Source organism: Acinetobacter sp. S-1 (genome assembly GCF_059579785.1).
The window spans coordinates 2734645-2754474 of sequence record NZ_CM184207.1 but is presented as its reverse complement, the minus strand read 5'-3'; the positions used below and the strand labels follow the sequence as shown (position 1 = coordinate 2754474).

Below are 19830 nucleotides of genomic sequence, written 5' to 3'. Positions count from 1 at the left end.
GCGCTCTAAGCGCCTTTGTTATTTAAAATATCTAATGTTTTTTCAGAATAATAAAATTTTTCTAGGTAAACACGGGCACGGCGTCTTAAATATCCTGTTGTAATTAACTGCTGTAATACAGGCACAAGTAACGTCGTCAGCTCATGTTGCACTAAGCTTTCATCGATATTGAGGTCACGAAGTAGCAAGTCAAAACTACGCTCTTGATTACGTGCATACCAAGTATAAATACCATCATGTACTTGTTGTTTTAAATAATCAGTTTGGCGAATGTGGTCCCAGATTTCATGCCCTAAACCCACCGTTTTTGATAAATCTTGAGTTTCTATATAATTTTTTAAAACAGAAAGTGGCATAGTTTTAACTTTATGCCAAACATTTGCCTGAAAATGGTAGAGCTTATCATTGTCAAAATGTTGGTTTAAAACACGCTCACTCATTTGGCTGAGTTTTAGAATATTCTTTTGCAAATAATGATTAATCGTATCGTCCAGATTAGAATCGGTTACTGTTTCTAAGACAGATTTCCCCATTTTCATAAAACGACCTACACCTGGTACACGCTTTGACATTGATTCATCTAAATAATCATGCATTGTTTGCTGAATCAGTTGCGTGAGCAGGGCCGAAAAAGCAGGATTATTCACAATCGTTTTAATCAGTTTTTTACGGTGCTCTTCTTTATTTGCAACGTATTGTGCAATTCGGTCAATCGTTAAAACAGGAATAACATCTTCAACAGTTGCGGTTTCATTTGCAGGATGAATCAATGCAAAGCGAATATGCTCAGCAATTTGTTCAATCAGGAAATCAGAAGCAGGCGTATCTAAAATCTGCTTTTGAATAAGCTTTTGAATTTGTTCAAAAGTCCACAGATGTTGTAATTGCCGACTCCCCAACCAATGATAAAATTGCTCAAACTCTTGCTGGATCACCTGAGTCTGAGCAAATTGCTCATCTAAAAAATCTAGATGAGCTTCAATAAGTTTTTCAATAAGTGGTTGGGTAGACATAAGGTCTCACAAGTCCGAAGTTTTATTAAGGTGTGGTCGTTTTTGACGACTGATTTGTTTCTACTTTAAGTAAAAACGGTAGATATTGTTGCATAACCAACTGTTCAGCTTCCAATATTGGCATATGACCTACATTTTCTAAAATAACTGGAGGCTGAGCATTCTTTAAAAGTCGTTTTAGTTCACTTGCTACTTCGACATTAATAATCTTATCTTGTTTGCCCCATAGAATGAGCGTCGGTGCATCAATCGTTTTGGTAAGTACCGCAAAGGAGTCTGGTGTATAGACTTTATTAAGTGCAATCAATTGATCAACCAGTTTTTGTGTTTGAGGTGCCTGATCAATCATCAACTTTTCTTGAGCTTGAAGAAATTCTTTAGGAATAAACGGAGGATTAAACATGGTTTGTTTTAACAAATAGTTAAAGTCACCTTTTTTAGACACTAAAAGTTGTTTGAGGTAAGCAGGATCTTTTAAATAAATTGTATTGGCTGAGCGAAAAATACCGCCGCTATCTACTAAAAATAAACTTTTGGTTTCGAATGGATACTGTCCAGCATAGAGTAGGGCAATAGATCCGCCGAGTGAGTGCCCAGCAATATGAATTGGACCTTTTAAATTTGCAGCCTCAACAAAGCGACGTAATTTTTCAGCAAGATTTGGTACCGAATAATCGAAGTCTTGGGAAACGATAGTTTCACCACTACCCGGCAAGTCCGGAATAATAACGTGGTAATTTGCTGTGAGATAACGCGCAACTCGGTTCCAGTTATCACGGCTACCCGCTAAACCATGAATAAGGAGTAAAGTCGGTTTTGTTGTAGAGCCGCCTTCGCTATATGACCAAGTCACATCACCGACTTTTAAGCTTTTGCTTTGTAGGCCTGCCCAGCTACGTTCTTGCTGTAATACATTCTGGAATATCACATCAATATTATCAGCTGCCTGTGTTTGAGAAATACTCATCACTGACAATACGCTACAAGCCAAAGTCAGGGCGGTAGCAGTTTTTTTCATAGAGGCTATAATTGATGTGGACAGCCTTGTCATAGATTTCATCCTTGAAGCTTAAGCGAGTTTGAAAAATTATTGAAAAACTTTGCCAATGAGTCATTTGCCAAATGTTTAGAATGAAGAAAATTATAGTCAATCCGAGAACCAAAGTATGTCTATTTTTTCACTAAACAGTAGCGAATATGCAGTGAGCTCTACATTAAAACAGGTTAAGTATTTTTAAATTTTTTCATAGAAAAGGATTTATTTTTTGTCAGTGACATTCAAATTTTGACACATTAAAATGATTTCCAACCTTGAAAAAACAATGGAAATATAAAATGCCTACTGCGCAAGAAGTTTTAGATCGTCTGAAAGCCGGTAATCAACGATTTGTAAATGGAAATACTTCCCTTGCAAAAACCTTATCTCATCAAGAACGCGCTGAAATGGCAAAGGATCAAAATCCGTTTGCAATTGTACTTGGCTGCTCAGATTCTCGTGTTCCAGCAGAGATGGTATTTGACCAAGGTCTTGGTGACTTATTCGTAATCCGTGTAGCTGGTAATGTGGTTGCACCTTCACAAGTCGGTAGTGTTGAGTTCGCAGCAGAGCGTTATGACTGCCCAGTTGTAGTTGTATTAGGACACAGCCATTGTGGTGCGATTCAAGCAACAATTGATACGTTAATGAATCCTGATCACCCGCCATCATCTAACCTAATGTCGATTGTGAACCGCGTTCGTCCATCAGTTGAAATTTTAATGCAGACTGATTTAAAAAATGATTTGAAGAAACTTTCATGTCATGCGGTACGTTCAAACGTTTTTGCTTCTGTAAATCAATTACGCCATGGTTCAGCGGTGTTAGAGAGTCTGATTGCAAAAGGTGAATTAATTGTTGTTGGTGCAGAATATTCACTCGAAACTGGTGAAGTTACTTTTTTTGATTTCTGATCATATTAAAAAGAATACTTAAATATAAAAGGTGCCTATAGGGCACCTTTTATATATGGGTAAGCTAAATTAAGTAGTTTTGACTGCGCTTGAGCATTGGGATGAATTAAATCATTTTGCATAAGCTGTTTTTGACCAGCAACACCATCTAGAAAAAACGGTAGTAGTTTCACCTGATATTTTTGACTTACAACTTTATAATTATTTTCAAAAGCTTTGCTATACGCAGCCCCATAATTTGGCGGAATCTTCATGCCAAAAAGAATAACTTTGGCTTTTTGTTTCTGGCTTAATTGAATGAGCTGATCCAGATTTTTTTGAATCATTTGAGGTGGTTGCCCACGCAAGCCGTCATTTCCACCTAATTCAATCACGACCACATTCGGCTTATAGGTCTGTAATAACTTAGGTAATCGGGCTAAAGCGCCGCTTGTTGTTTCTCCACTAACACTTGCATTGACCACTTTGTGTTGTTTGGGATACTGTTGGTCTAAGCGTTTTTGCAGTAATTGTACCCAACCTTGTTTGGGATCAATTCCGTAACCGGCACTAATACTATCTCCTAAAATTAAAATAGTTTTCGCCGATACAAGCATAGGCAGCATACTTAATGAGATGAGCATGATGCTTTTAGAACCAATCAAAAAAGATTTAGACATTTGTACTTCGACCCTGATTCTGAATACATAGGACTTTTCACATCATGCCACAACCCATCATTGCTGCCCATCAAGTTACACAAACTATTCAGATTAACCAAAATCAGTTTACGATTTTAAAAGATATTGATTTAGAGATTTTTGAAGGGGAACAGGTAGCAATTACGGGACGTTCCGGCTCAGGTAAATCAACCTTACTAGGAATTTTGGCGACTTTAGATCAACCGTCTGAAGGAGAAGTCTGGTTGTGTGGTCAAGCTGTTCATCAGTTAACAGAGGAACAACGTGCCCAAATAAGAATGCAGCATATTGGTTTTGTATTTCAGTCTTTTCAACTTCTACCTCAGTTGAGTGCGCTTGAAAATGTGATGTTACCTTTACGATTACGTAAAGACTTTGATTATAAAACAGCTGAGAAAAAAGCTTTAGATTGGTTGCATCGAGTAGGGCTGAGTCGTCAAGTTGAACAAACGCCTAAAGTCTTATCTGGTGGCGAGCAGCAGCGTGTAGCCATTGCACGAGCTCTTATTGCAGAACCACAAATTATTTTTGCGGATGAACCGACTGGAAACCTAGATGGTCAGACAGCACAAGAAATTGAAAGCTTGCTCTTTGATTTAAATCGAGAGTTAGGTACGACTCTGATTTTAGTCACCCATGATCGTAATTTAGCATCCCTTTGTCAGCGTCATGTTGAGTTAGATGATGGCCGACTAAAGACAGTACAGGGTGGTTAAACTATGCGTAATCTTCTCAAACCACTTTTGCTACAGAGTTTTCGTACGGGTGGATTATATCTACTCATTATTGCTCTATCGCTTGCGATTAGTGCAACCACTGCCCTGAAATTTAGTAACGATCAAGTTAAAAATGCAGTAAGTCTGCAAGCTTCACAAATGCTAGGTGCTGATTTAGTTCTGTCGAATAACGAGCCTATCGAACAGCAGTGGAAAAAGAAAGCTGAGCAGCTTGGTTTAAAGCAAACTAATGTCGCTATATTTAGCTCGATGGCACATACCCAAGATCAGTTTGTCATGGTGAATGTAAAGGCAATTGAGCCTTTATTTCCACTCAGAGGACAGTTGGAAATTGAACCAAGCGCTAAAGCGATTCAATCTGGGGAAGTTTGGCTAAGTCAAAGAGCAGCCGATTTACTTAAAGTAAAGCTAGGAGATACTGTTTCTATTGCTGATGGTACCTTCCGTTTTAGTGGCGTGATTGTGCGTGATTCAAATCAGGAACTTGGTTTTTCAGGCTTTTCGCCAACCGTTATTATTCATCAAGCCGATATTGCTAAGACTCATGCGATTCAGACAGGCAGCAGAATTGACTATCGTTTATTAATGGCAGGTAGCCCTGAACAGGTTCAGTCATTTTCAAAGCAATTTAAGCAACAGCATCAACCTTCTAAAGATGTAGATGAAGCGGCTGGCTTGCGTTTACGTGATGCAAGTGAATCGAACAGTAGGTTATTACGTCCGCTTGAAAATTTAGATACCTTTTTGCAATTGGCCAATATTTTAACGATTTTATTGTGTGGTATTGCCATCGCTTTAACGAGTCAAAGATATGTTCAACAAAACCAAGATCACATTGCACTTATTAGATGCTTAGGCGCCAGTAAGTTCCAAATCTTGTGGGCATATATTGGATTGCTTTGTATTGTCAGTGCGATTTCAATTGTGCTAGGAAGCCTATTAGGTTTAATCATGGGGTTTGGTCTGCTGCAACTTATGCTGCAATTGATCCCTCAATTAGAGTTAAGTTTTTCGGTTGTACCTCTTTTAATCGGGCCTTTACCAATTGCGATTTTTACCAGCGTGATTGTGCTGCTTGGTTTTATTTTGCCAAGCATTTGGGAGCTTTTAAATACACCTCCAATTCGTGTTATTCGGGAGCAAGCCAAATCTCGCAAATCTTTATTCTTCATGTTTTTTGCAGGAATCACTAGCCTAGTTGTTTTTAGTTTGGTGTTGAGTGAAAACTTAATACTCAGCATTCTGGTTTTAGCGGCAATTATTGTTCTTTGTATTTTGCTTTACACCGTTGTTTGGCTATTGCTTCGTAGCTTAAAAAAGCTGAAAAATCGATTGTCTTTTTATATTCGTTCGCCATCACAAAGCGCCTTACAAATTACCGCATTGGCTTTAGGCTTAAGCCTCATTACGGTACTCAGTGTATTAAGAACAGATTTATTAGAGCGTTGGCAGCAACAACTTCCAGAAGGGACACCGAATCAATTTGTTTATGGATTACCTCCATTTGATTTAAAAGCATTTGAGCAACAATTAAAGCAGAATGGCTGGCAAAGCACGCCGTTATATCCAAATATTCGTGGCCGACTAGTAGCAAAGAATGATGTACCTTTTTCGGAAGAAGCCATAAAACAAAATAACTCTTTGCGCCGTGAATTGAATTTAACACAATCAAATCAATTACCGAATGACAACGCAATTACAAATGGTCAAGCCCAGTTTAATGGCATTGGGCAAGTTTCAGTCGAAAGTAAAACTGCCGAAAGTTTAGGAATCCAAATTGGAGATAAGCTTACTTTTAGTTTGCCCGAAGGCAACTTACAGGCCAAAGTGGTAAATTTCCGGAGTGTCGAGTGGGAAAGCTTTAGCCCTAACTTTTTCTTTATTTTTTCCCCTAAAACTTTAGATGAAAATGCTGGAAGTTATTTAGGTAGTTTCTATGTGCCTAAGCAAGATCAATCTAAAATGATCAATATTATTCAGCAGTTCTCAAATACCGTATTTATTGATGTTGACCGGATTTTAGATGAAGTAAAACGCTTAATGAATGTTCTAGTCAAAATAGTAACTGTTCTAGCGGCATTAGTTGGTTTTTCTGGAATACTCGTTTTAATTGCTTGTCTAAATTTATTAATGGATGAGCGACGCCGTGAAGTTGCTTTGTTACGTTCATTTGGTTTATCTAAAAATAAAATGAAGCAAATGCTCAGTTTTGAGATTGGGTTTTTAGGTCTGTTAGCAGGCATAGTTGCCTGCTGTTTTGCAGAAGTGATTAGTGCGATCGCGAGCTATAAAATGAATATGGCAATACAGTGGCATATTGAAATATGGCTGATTTTACCTCTTGGCATGATGCTGGTTTGTGCCTTGATTGGTCGTTATCGACTAGATTATCTCTGTAATTTACCGCCTTTACAGAGTTTAAGAGAATTAAACCAATTGTAGTTTAAGGAATAATGTCAGGGTTCTGGATGATGATTTCATGCCATAGTGGAAGTAACGGTGAGTTGATTTGTACACAGTACATATAAAAACCACCTGTAATGATTACTGCTCCTAATAAACCTAAAATTTTAAGTATAGTTTTTAACTTGCTGACATAGCTTAAGTACCACATCAGTGCAAGAAATGCTCCAATAATCATGCCGCCAATATGCGCGGCATTATTAATACCAGTTGCGACAAAACCAAAAATAAGGTTGATGGCCATAACCATTAATAAAGCTTTTTTATCGAGTATGTAGGCTTGATGCGGCAGCGGGGGAAATAGAGAAAGTACTGTTAACGCAGCACCTAATCCCATCACGGCACCCGAAGCGCCTGCACTGACATGCGGAAGTAAGCTCTGATCAAAATTTTGCAGTAATTCATGCCCATTTTGAATAGTCATATAGCTACTGAGAAGGCTACCAAATAAGCCAGCAAGTAAATACATGCCTATAAAATAGAAGCGACCAAATAGAGACTCTGCAACATTACCAAAAATATAAAGGGCCCACATGTTAAGCATGAGGTGAACAAGACCAAAATGAAAAAACATGCTGGTAAATAAGCGTTCGGGCTGCCCAGTAAAAGTAAGTGGTGTAAAATCTGCACCCCAATGAATAGCATCTTTCATGGCTGGGTCGCTAATATCGACACCAGTTGAAATTTGCCAAACAAACAAACCTACGTTAATCAAGATCAATAAGGCGGTCAGCCACCAAGTTTGTACATTGAGTTTACGATTAATGTGCGGAGGCTGATATTGAGTCATGCTATGCTTTTGTTATATATGAACATGCTTAACAGCTTAACATGAAAAAAGTTGAATACAGGAGATCAGGACGAACATGAAAGCTTTTATTGTTCGCGTGTTGTTAATTTTTATTGGGGCAATTCTCCTTATTCAGCTTTGGATTTTCTCAAGTTTAGTTTGGTGGCGTACACATGAAGTTGATACCACCATGTTTATGCGAATTGATTATTGGTCAGATACCTCAGAGCCGATCATTCATGAATGGCTTGACTATGATGATATTAGCGACAATTTCAAACATGCGATTTTAGCTGGGGAAGATGCAAAATTTATTCATCACCATGGTTTTGACTGGGATGGCATTCGTTTTGCACTAGAGCGGAATAATGAAGAAGGCGAAGTAGTTGCTGGTGGTTCTACGGTGTCTCAACAATTGGCAAAGAACTTGTTTTTATACAATAAGCGTTCGTTTATTCGTAAAGGCCAAGAAACTATCGCAACTTGGATGATGGAGCGGATGTGGTCAAAACGCCGAATTCTTGAGGTATATATGAACTCTGTTGAATTTGGCAAAAATCGATATGGTGTAGAAGCAGCCGCGCAATATTATTATGGTAAAAGTGCGAGAAGCTTAACGCGCGAACAAGCTGCTTTTTTAGCCGCATTATTGCCTGATCCGAAATATTATCAAGATCACCGCAACGATCGTAAACTACAATATAGAAAACGCGTTATCCTACGTTATATGAATAGTACCCAGATTCCTGAATAATGATGTTTTAAAGATGTGTAAATTTTTTAGTTTTTACCAAATTGTCATATTTTTGCAGCATACTGTTTTATAGAGATTTTGGCTGGATAGAGAATTGAGTTAGACATGAATACAGCGATTACACCAACGACCCCAACAGAATATAGTTATAATGACCGTTATATAAATCGTGAATTGTCTATTCTTGACTTCCATTTGCGTGTATTGGAGCAAGCGGTAGACCCTTTACATCCATTACTTGAGCGAATGAATTTCTTACTCATTTTTTCACGTAACTTAGACGAATTTTTTGAAATTCGTGTTGCGGGGGTAATGGAGCAATTTTCTCTAGGTAATGAGAGTCGTAGTCCTGATGGTTTGACGCCAAGACAAGTCTTACAAAAAATCTCTGAAACTGCTCACGCTGCGATTGAGCGTCAATATCGTATTTTAAATGAAGAAATCTTACCTAAGTTGCGTGAAGAAGATATTTGCTTCCTTCGCCGTGGTGAACTAACCCCAGCTCAGTCGGCTTGGATTAAGAAGTATTTTCAAGAGCAAGTTGCACCTGTATTAACTCCAATTAGCTTAGATCCAGCGCATCCGTTCCCACGTCTCGTAAACAAGAGCTTAAACTTTATTATTACCCTAGAAGGTAAAGATGCTTTTGGTCGTCAAATTGATTTAGCTGTGGTACCAGCCCCACGTTCATTACCTCGCGTTGTCCGACTGCCAGATGAGTTAACAGGTGGTAAAGAACATCACGTCATGCTATCTGCAATTATCCATGAGCATGTGTCCGATTTGTTCCCTGGCATGACAGCAACAGGATGTTATCAATTCCGTGTTACACGTAATGCTGACTTGGCATTAAATGAAGATGTCGAAGATTTAGCAAAAGCTTTAAAAGGTGAATTAAGTTCTCGACGTTTTGGTCGTGCTGTTCGCTTAGAAGTAACTCATAACTGTCCGCAGCATATTTACGAGTACTTATTAGAAGAATTTGATTTAACCGATGAGCAATTATATAAAGTTGATGGTCCTGTAAACTTGGCTCGTCTGGTTTCAAATTTTAAACGCCCTCATTTGCGTTATGACTCACATACGCCAGTTGTGCCTAAAGTGTTTAAAAAGACCGAGAGCATTTTCTCTGCAATGCAGAAGCAAGACATTTTGCTTCATCATCCGTTTGAATCTTTCGCTCCCGTGATTCAGCTACTTCGTGAAGCTGCTCGCGATCCACAAGTATTGGCAATCAAGCAGACACTTTACCGTAGTGGTGCTGACTCTGAAATTGTACAGATTTTGGCGGAAGCAGCGCGTAATGGAAAAGAAGTGACCGCAGTTATTGAATTGCGTGCCCGCTTTGATGAAGAATCAAATATTGAAGTAGCTAACGTTTTACAAGAAGCGGGGGCTGTCGTTGTTTACGGTATTGTTGGTTATAAAACTCACGCCAAAATGATTATGGTGGTACGCCGTGAAAATAACAAACTTGTGCGTTACGTTCATTTAGGCACTGGTAACTACCATGCAATGAATGCTCGAATTTATACCGATTATGGTCTCATGACGACTGATAAAGATCTGTGTGAAGATGTGCACCGTATCTTCCAAGAGTTGACTGGTATGGGCAAAATGGCGAAATTGAAAAAGCTATTACATGCGCCATTTACCTTACATGCTCAGCTCATCAACTTTATTGATGAAGAAATTGCCAATGCTAAGGCAGGACGTAAAGCTCAAATTATTGTGAAAGTGAATGCCTTAACGGAAGTTCAATTGATCAATAAATTATATGAAGCATCTCAAGCAGGTGTTCAGATTGATCTGATTATTCGTTCTATTTGCTGTTTACGTCCAGGTTTGCCTAACTTATCAGAAAATATTCGTGTACGTTCAATTGTAGGGCGCTTCCTTGAACATACCCGTGTTTATTACTTCAGCAATAATGGCGATGCACGTATTTACTGCTCAAGCGCAGACTGGATGGATCGTAATTTATTTAACCGTGTTGAAGCATGTTTCCCTGTGGAAGATCCTGCATTGAAAAAACGTATTTATCAACAAGGCCTAGTGAACTATTTGCAAGATAACCAGCAAGCTTGGTTGTTACAGTCAGATGGTACTTGGGTGCGTGCTGAGCCAGCAGAGGGTGAAAAATTGCATAATGCTCAAAGAGCACTCTTAGAAATGATTAAATAATAAGTTTTAAATTTAATTAAAAAGCCGACAAAATGTCGGCTTTTTAATTCACTGAAATTCAAAATAATTTAATTAGTTTTTCTAAATGGTTGTTGGGTAAACGATAATAATTTGAAGCATAGCAAGATGTTTTTAAAATATGTGATTCTTTCCATAAAACATTGAATTTTATAAATATACAAATCATGTGAAATCTACTTTAATACGCCGCATTAAATATACTTAACTTCGGTAAATGAATAAGATGCAATGCTTTATTAGAAATTTACTTATTAGAATACTTTTGGGGATAATGCCAGTGACCGCCTACGCAGATCAGAAGTGTTATGGGGATATCATCGTATTTCAAAGGTTTGATGATCAAGCGATATATCCTTATTTTGCGCCCGTTTCCAATGATAAAACTAAAAAGAGTGAGGTAAGGAATAAAACAATAATCATCCAAAAAAGAAAACAAAAGCAAGATGAGTTTTTAGCGCAAAAGAAAAATGAAGAAGTTCACACAAAAAAAGTAGAAGAAAAGAAAAATTCTGAAAATAAAAAACAACTTGATGCTGCGATTGCTAAAGAAATTTTAGAAAATGGTGAAAAAAAATGGATGGTACAAGTTGCGCTAGCTTCTAATCAAAATAAAGCAAATAAGATTCAGTCACAGCTTGAAGCAAAGGGCTATAAGGTCGTAACCAGCTCAACCACTAAAGGGGTACGAGTTATGATAGATCCAGCCAACGACTATGCTATAGCACAGATTATTAGAGAAAAAATTATTGCTGATAATAGTTTGAATATGCAATCTGCTTGGGTGTTTAAGTGGGCATCCCTTACACCTCAATAAAATAAAAAGGAGTCCGAAGACTCCTTTTTTATTCATGTAGGTTTGTCGTGATTTTCTGCATAATTTGCAGTAACACGTCGAATTCACTTTGTAGCGGCGTACTTTTACGAGTGACTAGCGCTAAAGTGCGACTCGGGGCATCTTCAATTGGTTTTGCAGTAATTTGATCATTAAACTTGATCATACTGTTATCAATTGCAATTTCTGGTAAAAGGGTAAAACCTAAATCAGAAGAAACCATTTCAACTAAAGTTGGTAAAGAACTTGCTTTTAAACGGTTGTCGTTTTTACGTTCACCGATAGGGCATGCACTTAAAACGTGGTCACGTAAACAGTGGCCTTCTTCAAGCAAAATTAATCTCGATAAATCAAGATCATCTAGTGAGTTTGCTTGCAAAGCATTTGTATCTTGCTTACTACATACAAGGTACAAATTTTCTTTCGAGATTTCAGCGACTTTTAGACCTCTAGTATCAAACGGTAGAGCAAGAACAATCATGTCTAGATTACCGTGTTCTAGACGCTCTACAATTTTTTCACTTTGAGCTTCATGTAGATGCAACTGAATTTTAGGTAACTGCTGATGCACTTCATCAAGTAACCGTGTCAGGATAAAAGGTGCAATGGTTGGGATAACTCCCAAATGCAAATCACCTGTTAACGGTTCACTCATTTCACGGCTCAATCGCATTAAATCTTGAGCATCTGCTAGTAATACACGGGCACGAGCAACAACTTGTTCACCCAATGGTGTTAAACGCACATTCTGACGGTCACGCTCTACCAGAACGCCACCTAATAATCGTTCAAGCTCCATGATGCCGCCTGATAACGTCGATTGCGTGACAAAAGAGCGGCGTGCTGCTTCAGTAAAATGCAAAGTTTCCGACAACGTAACTAAATATGATAGCTGTCTTAGTGAGGGTAATGCAGCCATAGTGTCCTAGTATGATGATTTAAAATGATGCGCAAATAAACCGCTAAGCTGAGGAATAAAATGTGCAGGGATATCATGCCCCATTCCATCAATTAATTCAAACTTAGCACCGGAAATTGCTTTTGCTACAGCCTTACCGTGACTAGGTGGAAGTAAACGATCACGAGAGCCATGTAAGACTAACGCGGGTTGCTTAATTTCACGGTCCAGTTGAAGTAAGGAGCCTGTACATAATATTGCTAAAAACTGTTGAAGTACACCAGCAGGATAATAGCTACGTTGATAAAGTTTGCGTGCAGTTTGCATTGCTTCAATCTGGTTGACGTAACCAGGTGAACCAATCAATTGAAATAATTTTAAACTGTGATTAACAATACCTTCTTCGTCACGTGACTCGGGTTTGCCAATTAAACTCAAAAGCTGTTTCGGAAAAGGAGGGGGTAAAAAAGGCTGATTATTACTTGTAAACATGAGCCCTAATTTCTCAACCTTTTCAGGATATTTTGCTGCAAGAATTTGAGCGATCATCCCGCCCATTGATGCACCAATGACATGTGTTTTAGTCACGCCTAAGCGGTCAATGAGCATTGATACATCATCTGCCATATCATGCAGAGTATAAGGGGCACCTTGATTACTTAGTCCGAGCGCAAAGCGACCCATCAATTTAACCGTATTTAGCCGTTTACCTTCATGACGTACTTTTGAAGAAAGGCCAATATCACGGTTATCAAAACGAATAACACGAAAACCTTGATCAATGAGTGATTTACAGAAGAAATCCGGCCAGAAAAGCATTTGAGCGCCAAGACCCATAATCAGCAAAATGGTTGGATGTTCCGGTTTTCCACCTACTTCTACATGTAGCTCAATACCATTGCCTAAGTTGACCTTGGTTTCTTGCATGAAGGATGTGTACGGCGAAATGTTAAACTGTAAGGCACTATTCATGTTATTCATTCCTTAAAGGAATACTCACAAAAGAGTATTCCTGATTCAAACCTTATGCTTGGGCTGGAATAAGATCTGGAACAAGCTTTGTTAAAGTTAAGCGTTGTTTACCTGCTGTTGCACCTAACAATACGAAACCACGCAATGTTCCTTCATTGTCAATTGCTTTAGCAAGCATACCATCGTCGAACTCTTCTGTTTCCCAGTTCACTTCTACATCCATTGGAGCTGGTAACACTGTAAGTGGAGCTGCAGGAGTTTTTACTGCAACTGGCATAGCAGGGTAGTGCACGGCAGTTTGTTGTCCGCTGAGGGTTTTTGCAAGAGCACGAGCTTGCTGCATAATCGGCATTACATACGGAAGTAGCGTGCCATTTACTTCAGCGCAATCGCCAATCGCATAAATATCGGCTTGATTTGTTTCAAGTAAACTATTGGTAATAATTCCACGGCTTGTTTGAATATCTGCACTTTTAGCAAGTGAAATATTTGGCTGTAAACCAATGGCTGAAAGAACAATGTCGGCTACCAAAGTTTGGCCGTTTGCGAGTGTAATCGCATAATCTTCGCCATTATTAATTTTGCTGACTTTTTCAACGGTTGTGCCTAATGCAAATTTAACACCAGCCTCTTCGAGATTTTGCTGGAATGCAGAAGCAATATGACCTGGCAATAAGCGACCTAATGGTTGAGGTGCCAAATCAATGACAGTAATGTCATATTCACTGTGAAGTAAGTCATTGGCGAATTCACAACCAATTAAGCCAGCACCTAAAATAACAACACGTTTGTCTTTACGTTGAGCTAGATTTTCACGGAAAGCACGGTAATCAATTAGCGAGTTCACTACATGAATGTCATCGCTGCCATCGCCTGCAATTGCAAGACGAATTGGGTTAGCACCAACCGCTAAAATCAGTTTTGAATAAGGCTGATTCGAAGTTACCCCATCTTTCTCAAGTACAAGCTCATGACGTTCAGCTAAAATTTCTTTTACAAAAGTGAAAGGCTCAATACGCATATTGAGTTGGGTACCCATTTTAGCAGCATCACCTAAAGCAATCTGTTCAGGTGCTTTTTTACCTGCAAATGCATTTGATAATGTTGGTTTTGCATAATTCACTGCATCATCCGCACAAATCATCACAAGTTCTTGCTCTGGGCTAAGCTTACGAAACTCACGTGCTAAGGTATAACCCGCCATGCCTGATCCGATAATGACGATAGGATGCATTTTTCTCTCCAGAGTTAGAATTGTTTGTTTAATACGGTAATTGGGAATATTCGTAAAAAAGACCATGTCAATCATGGCCTTTTGCTTTAAATCATTAGATTTCGATCATTTCGAAGTCAGCTTTTGAAACGCCGCAATCAGGGCAAGTCCAGTCATCAGGGATATCTTCCCATTTTGTTCCAGCTGCAATGCCGTCTTGTGGCCAACCTTCTGCTTCATCGTAAATCCATCCACAAACGATACATTGATATTTTTTCATGAGACTCTCCGCACTGATAAGTTTGCTCAAAGCTGCCTTTCAGTAAAACTATTCCATCTATTAATAATGTAACCACGATCCGGTCAATAATAACCAATGTGCCTTTGATCGGATATCAAATTTTTACGCAGTTCTACATTTAATGTAAAGCAAATAACGGAGTTTAATCATTCGTAAGCAAAGATGAATGGCAGGTTAGGACAAATAAGTGGTTTTTTAGGCAAAACTTGAGCATAAACTAATAATAACTAATACATTCTTAACGTTAATTTTAAACTTAATATTGTTTGTGAAATTATTGAGAGATAAAAAGTGTCTGCTCATTTAAAAGATTTATATAATAAGAAAGCTAAATAACAACAAATAAAGATTCAACAGATGTCATTATTAAACGCGAAAATTAAAATTCGACAGTATAAGAACGGAATAAATCAGGGAACTTAAGTATGGAAAATTTAGTATACGAAGTAGAAATTGAGGCGCCTATAGAAAAAGTATGGGAATTACTTTGGAATAACGAGACATATAATGCTTGGACAAAATTCTTTGCCCCAGACTCTTCAATGCGTACCGATTGGCAAATCGGTGGTAAAACTTATTTTCTAGATGGTGAAGGCAATGGCATGGTCTCCACCATTGAAGAATTGAAAAAGCCGGAAATATTGATTTTTAAACATTTAGGAATGATTAAGGACGGTAAGGAAGATTTAGAAAGTGAAGAAGTTAAAGGCTGGAGTGGTTCTCTAGAAAAATATTTTTTAAGCCAATACGATAATGTAACTACTTTAAAAGTCGAATTAGCCACCTTACCTGAATATATGGGTATGTTGAAAAGTGGCTTCGTTCAAGGATTTGACGTAATCAAGAAATTAGCAGAAGAAAAATAGGCAATCTGCATTAATTTAAGCCAAATATTTTTTATAAATTTTCATAATCAAATCATTGATACGAGAAGGGTAGGCCAAACGATGATGTCCGCCTTCAAAGGTTTCAATATTCATGTAGGGCGCAAGTGTTTCTTGAACCTGATACATATCAAGTTGCTCATCTCCTAATTCTAAATAAGCCATTTTAGGATTAGAGAAGGTAAGTTCCTCTTCAGAAAGCTGAGGATAATCAGGTCGAAAACTAGGCGTAAGACTTGGATTCGCCACAATCACAGCTAATTTATGTTGAGCGGCAGTTTTTAAGGCCCAATATCCTCCAAGGCTGTGACCAACCAGTAAATCTGGTTTGATCGTCTGAATAGCTTGGTGATAAAAGTACTCAACAGATGCATAACTTAGGTTGCGATAATCAACATCAATACAAAACTTTTCAGGATGTAAAATGGCGTGGAACTTTGTTGATTCACGAGAAGAATCCAAGCCATGTAAAAATAGAATTTTCATTATTTACGACACAATCTCATTGATAAAATACAAGGCAAATAGGGCCTTTGAATATCGAGGTTATTTGGATTTTTTTATATTTTACTAAATGCTTTAAAAAATGATCTTAGCGATTGGTCTAAGTCATTTTGCCTTTAAAAAGTACTGCTCGTTTCCATAAATTGTCTTTTTTCATTTTTGTTTGATTGAAATCATTCGAAAAACTCCTGCAATCTGTTAAGCTATGCCACTTCATTTTTACTTAATCGAGGCAGAGATGACGCAACAAAACGCTCAATCGACTTCTGAACCAACTATTTCCGAAAACGATTTAATTGCACAGCGTCATGCCAAATTAAAGCAAATCCAAGATGTTGCGAAGGAAACTGGAAAGAGTCCTTGGCCAAATACTTTTAAGCGTGAACATTACGCTGCTGATCTACAAGAACAATTTAAAGATCAGTCGAAAGAACAAATTGAAAGCGCTGAGCATGTCTATGTAAAAGTGGCTGGCCGTGTCATGTTAAACCGTGGTTCTTTCATGGTGATTCAAGACATGACAGGTCGTATTCAGTTATATGTTGACCGTAAAGGCTTACCAAAAGATATTCTTGAAACTATTAAAGGTTTAGATCTTGGTGACATTATTGCTGCCGAAGGTTATATCGGACGTTCAGGCAAAGGTGACTTATATGTTCATCTTGAAGGTTTTGAACTTCTTACAAAATCTCTTCGTCCGTTACCAGATAAATTTCATGGCTTAAATGACACAGAAGTTAAGTACCGTAAACGCTACCTTGACTTAATTGTGAATGAAGAAACACGTAAAACTTTTGAAATCCGTGCCAAAGTTGTTGCAGGTATCCGAGCATTCTTAAACAATGAACGTTTCATGGAAGTTGAAACGCCAATGATGCATGTGATTCCGGGTGGTGCTTCTGCACGTCCATTCGAAACACATCACAATGCTTTGGATATGCCTTTATTCTTACGTATTGCACCTGAACTTTATTTGAAGCGTTTAGTTGTAGGTGGTTTTGAGCGTGTGTTCGAAATTAACCGTAACTTCCGTAATGAAGGGGTGTCAACACGTCACAACCCTGAATTCACGATGATCGAGTTTTATCAGGCATATGCTGATTATAAAGACTTAATGGCATTAACTGAAAATATGCTTGAAAAGTTGGCTTTGGATATTCTAGGTACAACTGATGTTCCTTACCAAGGTGAAGTATTTAGCTTCAAAGGACCATTCAAGAAAATCTCTATGTTCGATGCAATTTTAGAGAATAATCCGCAGTTCACACCTGAAAATGTAGGTGATCGCGAGTTTCTTGCAAAATTTATTCGTGAAGAGTTGAAAGAAGAGGTTAAGCCAGGTTTTGGTTTAGGTAAGCTTCAAACGATCGTATTTGAAGAAACTGTTGAAACTAAACTTCGTCAGCCAACATTTATTACTGATTACCCAGCGGAAACTTCTCCATTGGCGCGTCGTAATGATGACAATCCACACGTTACAGATCGTTTTGAATTCTTCATCGGTGGTCGTGAGTTAGCAAATGGCTTCAGCGAGTTAAATGATCCGATTGATCAGGCTGAACGTTTCCAAGCGCAAGTTGCTGAAAAAGACGCTGGTGATGATGAAGCAATGCATTACGATGCAGAGTTTGTTGAAGCACTTGAATATGGTTTACCTCCAACAGCAGGTGAAGGTATTGGTATTGACCGTTTGGTTATGTTATTTGCTGACGCACCAAGTATTCGTGATGTAATTTTATTCCCGCATATGCGCCGTAAAGAAGGTTAATCTTCCAAGATGCAAAAAGGCAGTATTTATACTGCCTTTTTTATTACTTTTTATATCTAGAAATTTACCTAATTATACTAACCTTAAGATAGCGTTAAAAAATGTAATTGCACAGTTTAACAATTGCAAAGTTGTGATAAAAAATTTAAGGTGTTGCTCATAAATAACTTTGAGAATTGGCTGGCATGTTTCTAAGAAAAACACTTTCGATTGCAATATTGGCAACTGCTTCATCCGCTATTTTTGCACAAGGTTTAGTGCTAAATAATGAAGACTTACGTACCGACTTAAACTGGTTAAATCAACAAGGTGTTATTAATATCAGCACCTCAACTTGGCCATTAAGTGGTGATGAAATACAGCGAGCACTTTCTCAGGCAAAAGTATCTCATCCAGCTCAACAAAAAGTTATTAATTCAGTTCTTAATGCATTAAAAGCAGATAACAACACAGTTAAAGTGGGGGCTTTTGCTGAAACTGATATCAAAAATATTCCTCAAGCATTTGGTGATAATCAAAAAGCTCAATATCAAGGTTCGTTAGAGTTTAATGCCGGTGGCGAAAACTGGGATGCAAAAATCCGTGTAAATGCAGAAAAAGATCCGCAAATTGATAATGGACAAGACGTTAATGTTGAAGGCTCATATGTCGCTGGTAAACTTTGGAATCAGTGGGTAGTTGCAGGTCAAATTCCAACATGGTGGGGACCTGGACACGATGGTAGCTTAATTCGTGGTGATGCGAGTCGACCAGTATATGGGGTAACTGCACAACGTGCTGTGCAAAATGCTTTTGAGACAAAATGGTTGTCTTGGATTGGACCTTGGCAATACCAAGCATTTGCTGGTCAATTAGATGATTATAAAGCAGTACCTGATGCTAAATTATTAGGCTTACGTGTAACTGCAAGACCGTTACCTTATTTAGAACTAGGTGCTTCCCGAACTTTACAATGGGGTGGTGAGGGACGTTCTGAAAGTTGGGATTCTTTATGGAATGCGATTAAAGGTAATGATAATGTTTATGATGCGTCTGAAGACAGGTCTAACCAAATTGCTGGATTTGATGCTCGTTTGAATCTGCAATCTCTTTTAAATGCTCCTGTTGGTATTTATGGACAATATGTAGGTGAAGATGAGGCTGGGTTACTTCCATCTAAAAAGATGTATTTAGCTGGGGTTGATTATTCGTCAAGCTACAATGATATGCCATATCAACTTTATGCAGAATGGGCTGATACACGCACCAATGGTGATGTAAAAGGTATTTCTTATAACCATTATATTTATAAGGATGGCTATTACCAACATGGTTTCCCATTAGGTCACGCGATGGGCGGTGATGGGCAAATGTATTCGGTGGGTGGCGATATCCGCTTTGATGTCATGAACCGTTTAAGTGGTCGCGCTATGGTGGTTAAAGTTAACCAATCTAACTTGGCAATCAATAAAGCATTCCCTAAAGATGATGAAATTAAAGCACTTGATTTAACGTGGACGCATTTCATCAAACCTGATCTTCCATTAAAAATTAATGGATGGGTAAGTGATTCGGATCTTGAGGGTAATGATGCAGGTGCATCTATTGGTATTGAAATTCCATTAGAACGTAAAATGTTTGGTTTCTAAGATTAGATCATGTTTTAGAAAAGAGAAGCCATCAAAGCTTCTCTTTTTTATGGTTTTTAAAGAAATATAAAGACTAGAACATGATTTGCTTAAGTTGACTACACAAGCTAGGATTACCAAGTTATGCAAGTGAATCAGCATATTACATGTATATGATTAAATCGAATATCAATATGAAAAAACAAGCAAAAGGAATCGGTTTTAAATCACTATAATGCATAACTAATGCTATAAGCCA

The 19830-nt window shown here is 38.1% G+C and carries 19 protein-coding genes; 9 read left to right on the top strand and 10 right to left on the bottom strand.

The window, feature by feature from the left end; all coding sequences use genetic code 11:
- Positions 1-5 precede the first annotated feature (5 nt).
- Complete coding sequence (locus AC52J8_RS13130) at positions 6-1013, bottom strand: hypothetical protein (protein ID WP_086400166.1); 1008 nt, start codon at positions 1011-1013, stop codon at positions 6-8.
- Positions 1014-1038: 25 nt separating this feature from the next.
- The gene (locus AC52J8_RS13125; protein ID WP_197738937.1) at positions 1039-2064 is read right to left on the bottom strand and encodes an alpha/beta fold hydrolase; all 1026 of its coding nucleotides are present in this window, start codon (positions 2062-2064) and stop codon (positions 1039-1041) included.
- A gap of 284 nt (positions 2065-2348) precedes the next feature.
- Here AC52J8_RS13125 and AC52J8_RS13120 point away from each other — a divergent pair, with 284 nt between their 5' ends.
- Entirely contained in the window at positions 2349-2963 is a 615-nt protein-coding gene (locus tag AC52J8_RS13120; protein WP_002117769.1) for a carbonic anhydrase, read from the top strand.
- A gap of 35 nt (positions 2964-2998) precedes the next feature.
- Here the strand turns inward: AC52J8_RS13120 and AC52J8_RS13115 are convergent, their stop codons facing one another.
- Positions 2999-3622: an arylesterase gene (locus tag AC52J8_RS13115; protein WP_005129345.1), complete on the bottom strand. Its 624-nt coding sequence runs from the start codon at positions 3620-3622 to the stop codon at positions 2999-3001.
- Between the two features lie 44 nt (positions 3623-3666).
- Here AC52J8_RS13115 and AC52J8_RS13110 point away from each other — a divergent pair, with 44 nt between their 5' ends.
- Positions 3667-4359, top strand: coding sequence for an ABC transporter ATP-binding protein (locus AC52J8_RS13110; RefSeq protein WP_005070633.1), 693 nt, complete (start codon positions 3667-3669; stop codon positions 4357-4359).
- Positions 4360-4362: 3 nt separating this feature from the next.
- Positions 4363-6822, top strand: a complete 2460-nt coding sequence (locus AC52J8_RS13105) for an ABC transporter permease (RefSeq protein WP_086611507.1) — start codon at positions 4363-4365, stop codon at positions 6820-6822.
- A 1-nt stretch (position 6823) separates the two neighbouring features.
- Here AC52J8_RS13105 and AC52J8_RS13100 read toward each other — a convergent pair whose 3' ends face one another.
- Positions 6824-7633 (bottom strand): rhomboid family intramembrane serine protease, encoded by an 810-nt coding sequence (locus tag AC52J8_RS13100; RefSeq protein WP_086611505.1) that lies wholly within the window; start codon positions 7631-7633, stop codon positions 6824-6826.
- Between the two features lie 76 nt (positions 7634-7709).
- On the opposite strand from AC52J8_RS13100, the gene mtgA reads away from it, so the two are divergent.
- Positions 7710-8387 (top strand): monofunctional biosynthetic peptidoglycan transglycosylase, encoded by a 678-nt coding sequence (gene mtgA, locus AC52J8_RS13095; protein ID WP_002117784.1) that lies wholly within the window; start codon positions 7710-7712, stop codon positions 8385-8387.
- Positions 8388-8492: 105 nt separating this feature from the next.
- Complete coding sequence (ppk1, locus tag AC52J8_RS13090) at positions 8493-10571, top strand: polyphosphate kinase 1 (RefSeq protein WP_002117516.1); 2079 nt, start codon at positions 8493-8495, stop codon at positions 10569-10571.
- A gap of 58 nt (positions 10572-10629) precedes the next feature.
- On the opposite strand, the gene AC52J8_RS13085 is transcribed toward ppk1, so the two are convergent.
- Complete coding sequence (locus AC52J8_RS13085; protein WP_081309849.1) at positions 10630-10758, bottom strand: hypothetical protein; 129 nt, start codon at positions 10756-10758, stop codon at positions 10630-10632.
- Positions 10759-10815: 57 nt separating this feature from the next.
- Between AC52J8_RS13085 and AC52J8_RS13080 the strand changes: the two genes are divergently transcribed.
- Complete coding sequence (locus AC52J8_RS13080; RefSeq protein WP_198912093.1) at positions 10816-11406, top strand: SPOR domain-containing protein; 591 nt, start codon at positions 10816-10818, stop codon at positions 11404-11406.
- Positions 11407-11434: 28 nt separating this feature from the next.
- Here the strand turns inward: AC52J8_RS13080 and oxyR are convergent, their stop codons facing one another.
- The 4 genes from oxyR to rubA all read right to left on the bottom strand — a co-directional run bounded on the left by oxyR (position 11435) and on the right by rubA (position 14787).
- Entirely contained in the window at positions 11435-12343 is a 909-nt protein-coding gene (gene oxyR / locus AC52J8_RS13075) for a LysR family transcriptional regulator OxyR (protein ID WP_005070616.1), read from the bottom strand.
- Positions 12344-12349: 6 nt separating this feature from the next.
- The gene (gene estB / locus AC52J8_RS13070; protein ID WP_017403152.1) at positions 12350-13294 is read right to left on the bottom strand and encodes an esterase EstB; all 945 of its coding nucleotides are present in this window, start codon (positions 13292-13294) and stop codon (positions 12350-12352) included.
- 52 nt (positions 13295-13346) lie between these two features.
- Complete coding sequence (gene rubB, locus AC52J8_RS13065) at positions 13347-14528, bottom strand: rubredoxin reductase RubB (RefSeq protein WP_044100605.1); 1182 nt, start codon at positions 14526-14528, stop codon at positions 13347-13349.
- Positions 14529-14622: 94 nt separating this feature from the next.
- Positions 14623-14787 (bottom strand): rubredoxin RubA, encoded by a 165-nt coding sequence (rubA, locus tag AC52J8_RS13060; protein WP_000760495.1) that lies wholly within the window; start codon positions 14785-14787, stop codon positions 14623-14625.
- 446 nt (positions 14788-15233) lie between these two features.
- Here rubA and AC52J8_RS13055 point away from each other — a divergent pair, with 446 nt between their 5' ends.
- Positions 15234-15674 carry an SRPBCC family protein gene (locus AC52J8_RS13055; protein WP_086400163.1) on the top strand — a complete coding sequence of 147 codons (441 nt, stop codon included), beginning with the start codon at positions 15234-15236 and terminating at the stop codon, positions 15672-15674.
- Positions 15675-15689: 15 nt separating this feature from the next.
- Here the strand turns inward: AC52J8_RS13055 and AC52J8_RS13050 are convergent, their stop codons facing one another.
- Positions 15690-16178 (bottom strand): YqiA/YcfP family alpha/beta fold hydrolase, encoded by a 489-nt coding sequence (locus AC52J8_RS13050; RefSeq protein WP_086400162.1) that lies wholly within the window; start codon positions 16176-16178, stop codon positions 15690-15692.
- A 256-nt stretch (positions 16179-16434) separates the two neighbouring features.
- Here AC52J8_RS13050 and lysS point away from each other — a divergent pair, with 256 nt between their 5' ends.
- Positions 16435-17964 carry a lysine--tRNA ligase gene (lysS, locus tag AC52J8_RS13045; protein ID WP_002117806.1) on the top strand — a complete coding sequence of 510 codons (1530 nt, stop codon included), beginning with the start codon at positions 16435-16437 and terminating at the stop codon, positions 17962-17964.
- Between the two features lie 185 nt (positions 17965-18149).
- Positions 18150-19592, top strand: coding sequence for a capsule assembly Wzi family protein (locus AC52J8_RS13040; RefSeq protein ID WP_086400161.1), 1443 nt, complete (start codon positions 18150-18152; stop codon positions 19590-19592).
- Positions 19593-19830 lie beyond the last annotated feature (238 nt).